We start from the raw sequence: 4,396 nt of genomic DNA on the forward strand, positions 1-4,396 counted from the left end.
ATATGGCCACGCTTTGGATAATCGTTTATAAATTATAACTTTAAATAATCTATTACCACCTTTCAGGAATATTTAGCCCTGCTTTTCGCATAATTTCATCATAGGAGATTTCTCTTCGCCCCGGCGCTTCTATCCCCGCTGGCTCATCGAAATGACATATTGTAAGAATAAAGAAAGAAGTGTACATAGATTAGCCCTCCCTTCCGGGTTGGGTCAGCCTACAAATACAACTCCAGTTCCCCTTTACCTTCACGGATAACTTCAAAGTCGCCGGATGTGCAGTCAACAACTGTTGAAGCCACGTTATCGCCATAGCCGCCGTCGATTACTATATCAACCAGGTCCTGGTATTTTTCATAGATCAGTTCGGGGTCAGTAGAATATTCTATGATATCATCATCATCCCTGATAGAGGTAGAAAGGATCGGGTTGCCCAATACGTGCACAATTTCGCGAGCAATATTATTATCGGGCACCCTTATACCAACCGTTTTTTTATTGGAGCTTAATAGCTTTGGTACTTTGTGGCTGGCGTTAAATATAAAAGTGAACGGCCCCGGTAACGCTTTTTTCAACACCCGGAAGGTGGTGTTATCAATCGGTTTTATATAGTCGGATATATGGCTTAGGTCGTAACAGATAAAGGAAAAATTTGCCTTTTCGGGTTTGATATTCCTGATCCTGCAAATAGCTTCGATAGCTTTGTGATTGGTAATATCGCAACCGAGGCCATAAATAGTATCAGTTGGATAGATGATTAATCCGCCTTTGCGTAATACTTCAACAACCTGTTCTATAGCTTTCGGGTTCGGGTTTTCGGGATATATTTTAATAAGCATAATAGATAAACAAATATACCGCTAAGTGGTTTAAAAAACGTTGTGATACAGGTATAATTGTCATAAATACCATGTTTTAATGACATGTATRGATACCACACCCGCCTTGTGATCGTCATTGCGAGTATCCACCAGGATAATCCTGGAAAAAATGAGGATGACGTGTTGGGTTTAGGGTCGCACAACACCCATGTCATACGAGCGCAGCGCGGCAATCGTGAACTGTGCAGGTCCGCTCTGTATAGCAAGCGATTGCTTCGTGCCTTATAATGAAGTGCTTGCAAGTGGTTGATTATCAATATATCTAAAGACACTTCTCGTTGTGAGAGAATGATTGTTAAAAAAGGGCTGTCATGCTGAGCCTGTCGAAGCATAGCGGGTGAAGGCCTCTGCGCACGACCCTTCGACAGGCTCAGGGTGACAGGCCAACTACTTGCATAAGTAAACACGTCATCGCGATTTTTTTCAGGTTCTTACCTGATGGATACTCGCAATGACATAGATTATATTAAAAAAATAGATCTGGTAATCAGCTGTTTGCAAGCGCATCATTATAAGGGACGAAGCAATCCCCCGATTCACAGTGTAGTTTTGCAAATCCGCTCTGTATAGTTTGGGATTGCTTCGTTCCTCGCAATGACGGTCCATTTATCCCATTTGAGCAGCTTGCAATGACGGTCTCATTTTAAGCAGCTTCTTGATAAACCCAACAAACAGCAAGCAACACTTCTACTTCCTCTTCAGCGTTGTATGGGCCTTTGCTCCATTAGCAGCTATATCAACCCCGATAGAATCTCCATAAAACTTACCGCTGTGAGGGATCTCGAGGTCGCCTAATGTTACGGTGAAAGTGAATTTATCGCCGTTTACTTTACCATCATCAATAGGGAGTTCGCCTTTAGGTGTTTGTGCAGATCCGGTTAATTTATCACCGTCAATTTTAAAATCATAAATTAGGGGATATTTATCACCATTCTCGGTTGTAAGGATACCCGTCCACTTGCCCGAGAAATCGGCAATGGCAGCAAAACAGGCTAAAAAGCAGCATGATAACAATGCAGTTGTTAAAAATTTTCTTTTCATGAGTGTTGTTTCTTCTGCCGGTAAAAGTAGGTTCCGCATTAAAATTTATCATAAACAGCAGGTTAAGTTTTGCTTCAATTTTGTAGATGAAGAAATGGAAGGGGGGATTCATGAAAAGTTGAGATTTGTATGCTGGCAACGACTCACCCCGACATCGCTGCGCTCGTCACCCCTCTCTCCGCTTCGCGCATAGAGGGGCTAAAAATATAAAAAATGAGCTGCACCCTGTTTGAGGTGTGATGGTTTAACCGGACAGTGGACTCTCTTAGTTTTTAAATATGGTTAATAATAACTTGTTGTTTGTTTGTCGAGTTGGAATGTGGGAAACCTCCTTAGGTTTTCCATATTTCAACTCGTTTTTCTTTTTTTGCTTCTTTTTTTCTTTTTATCCGGACTCCTGTTTTTGTTGATAACTTGCCTGTCGCTCAAACGCCACCGGGCTGATATACCCCAGTGAGGAATGCCTGCGGATAGGATTGTAATACATCTCTATAAATTCAAAGATCTCTTTGCGGGCATTTTCTAATCCATCAAAAGACCCACCCTGCAACAACTCCGCTTTAAACCGGGAAAAGTGCGATTCCATAAAAGCATTGTCATAAGGGTTGTCAACTCCACTCATACTTTGAAGCAACTTATGCCCTGTCAACAGCTTACGAAATATCTTTCCGGCATACTGGCCGCCGCGATCTGAATGAATGATCAGACCGTTAACCGCATTCCGGTTGCTCAAGGACTTTTTAAACGCTTGTATGACCAGTTCTTCCCTCATATGGCCTAATAGTTGCCAGCCGGTTACCTTGCGGGAAAACAGATCCATCCAGACAGCAAGAAAGCCCCACCCTCCGCCTTTTAACGGGATATAGGTAATGTCACCTACCCATACCTCATTGATCCTTACGGGAAACACCCGGCCCTTTAATAAGTTAGGACTGATCGGGTATGGATGCCTGCTATCGGTAGTTCTGGGTACGAATGACTTAGGCTGAATCGCTTTTAACCCGTGTCGCCTTAATATCCACCGAACCTTGTAATGCCCTATCTTCAAACCGCTATCTGCTAACTCGGGTAATAACCGCCGGATGCCATAACGTCGCTTATGTAGCGTGAAGGCATCGACTACCTGGCTTTCTATTTGTTGTTTCAAGATACTTTCAGGGGCATTACCATGCTTTCGGTAAACATAATAACAGCTGCGGCTTATCGAAAGAACCTGGCACATAATGGTGACCGGAAAAAGTTGCTCCTGGGATAAAATAAAGGCATAAACCATCTTTAAATCCCCCGGCTGAAAATGCCCAATGCTTTTTTTAAAATATCCCTTTCCTGTTCCACTTCACGCAGGCGGGCCTTGATCCGCTCATGCTCAACCCCGGAAACATCCGGAATGACAACCGCGTTTGCTGATATAGTAGAAGAATGTGATGATCCTAAAGAATCAGTATATTCCGTTCTCCATCGATGGATCATGTTCTCATTAAGGTCCATTGATTTCGATATCTCGCGGGTCGAACGACCATTCAACACCATTCTTACAACATCTAATTTAAACTCAGCATCGTATTTCCTACGGGGCCTGTCTAACTTTTTTCCTTGCATCGATTCGCTAATTTAAGTAAATCCTACTGTCCGGTTTTATTAATGCATCTCAGTTTGCGGCGCAGCCGGAGAGAGGGTCGGCCAGCGTAGCGTAGCCGGGGTGAGTCGGCTCGTCGCCATGCTGAAACATCATTTCACCTTGCGATTGCAGATATTGAAAAAAAATAAGCGTGAGACGAATACCATCCACCTCACGCAAAGAAATTATTAAGCCTACTCAAACTTATCGGCTACTACCTGGATCTTTTTTCCCGGCTTTTCCTCGGCTTCAAATGTAAGCGTAACTTTGCCTGCTACACCCGTAATAGTTATTGTGGCGTTTTTTTCGTGATCACCATTTTCATCACTAAGTTTTGCTTTAATAACTGTTTTACCTTCTTTAAAAGGCGTTTGCCAGTCGCAGGTTTTTGAGCTGATTGGTCCCGACATCTTATGGTCATCACCTCCCGGAACAATGGTTATTTCTGTTTTGGAAATGGTAATAACCGTGTGTTCATCCCTGCTGTCGATGTGGCCCTGGTCATCAAACTGATTTGTTTTTGATGATGTTAAGGTTACGGTTTGCTCGCACTGTGCAAATCCTGCTGTGGAACCTGCTACCATCAAAAAGATGATGATAAGCGTTTTTTTTAAGTTGAATGCTGTTTTCATTTGTTGATTATTAAGGTTTAGATAAAGATAGGTGTTTTATATAGTATTATGCAATACAAAGTACTATATAAATTGTATGTAATTGATTTTCAATAAAATAATTTATTTGCGGGCTATTTTAATATCCTCGAAATGGTTTATTGGTGTAATACGGTGCTTATATTGAGTGTTCGGAAGAAATAGAAATGATTGAATCGATACTTAAAACCGATTGTCATTACGAA

At 42.1% G+C, this 4,396-nt stretch carries 5 protein-coding genes; all 5 read right to left on the bottom strand.

What is annotated here, in order from left to right; genetic code table 11:
• Positions 1 to 218 precede the first annotated feature (218 nt).
• The 5 genes from AC1DPZ_RS22730 to AC1DPZ_RS22750 all read right to left on the bottom strand — a co-directional run bounded on the left by AC1DPZ_RS22730 (position 219) and on the right by AC1DPZ_RS22750 (position 4,172).
• Positions 219 to 839: an L-threonylcarbamoyladenylate synthase gene (locus tag AC1DPZ_RS22730; RefSeq protein ID WP_477407751.1), complete on the bottom strand. Its 621-nt coding sequence runs from the start codon at positions 837 to 839 to the stop codon at positions 219 to 221.
• A 729-nt stretch (positions 840 to 1,568) separates the two neighbouring features.
• On the bottom strand, positions 1,569 to 1,922 hold the full coding sequence (locus AC1DPZ_RS22735; protein WP_477407753.1) for a hypothetical protein: 354 nt from the start codon (positions 1,920 to 1,922) through the stop codon (positions 1,569 to 1,571).
• 385 nt (positions 1,923 to 2,307) lie between these two features.
• Positions 2,308 to 3,195 carry an IS3 family transposase gene (locus tag AC1DPZ_RS22740; protein WP_477407755.1) on the bottom strand — a complete coding sequence of 296 codons (888 nt, stop codon included), beginning with the start codon at positions 3,193 to 3,195 and terminating at the stop codon, positions 2,308 to 2,310.
• Between the two features lie 2 nt (positions 3,196 to 3,197).
• Complete coding sequence (locus AC1DPZ_RS22745) at positions 3,198 to 3,521, bottom strand: transposase (protein ID WP_477407757.1); 324 nt, start codon at positions 3,519 to 3,521, stop codon at positions 3,198 to 3,200.
• Positions 3,522 to 3,734: 213 nt separating this feature from the next.
• Positions 3,735 to 4,172 (bottom strand): hypothetical protein, encoded by a 438-nt coding sequence (locus tag AC1DPZ_RS22750; protein WP_477407759.1) that lies wholly within the window; start codon positions 4,170 to 4,172, stop codon positions 3,735 to 3,737.
• Positions 4,173 to 4,396: the final 224 nt, after the last annotated feature.

This window comes from Mucilaginibacter sp. P4_G9, assembly GCF_056400985.1.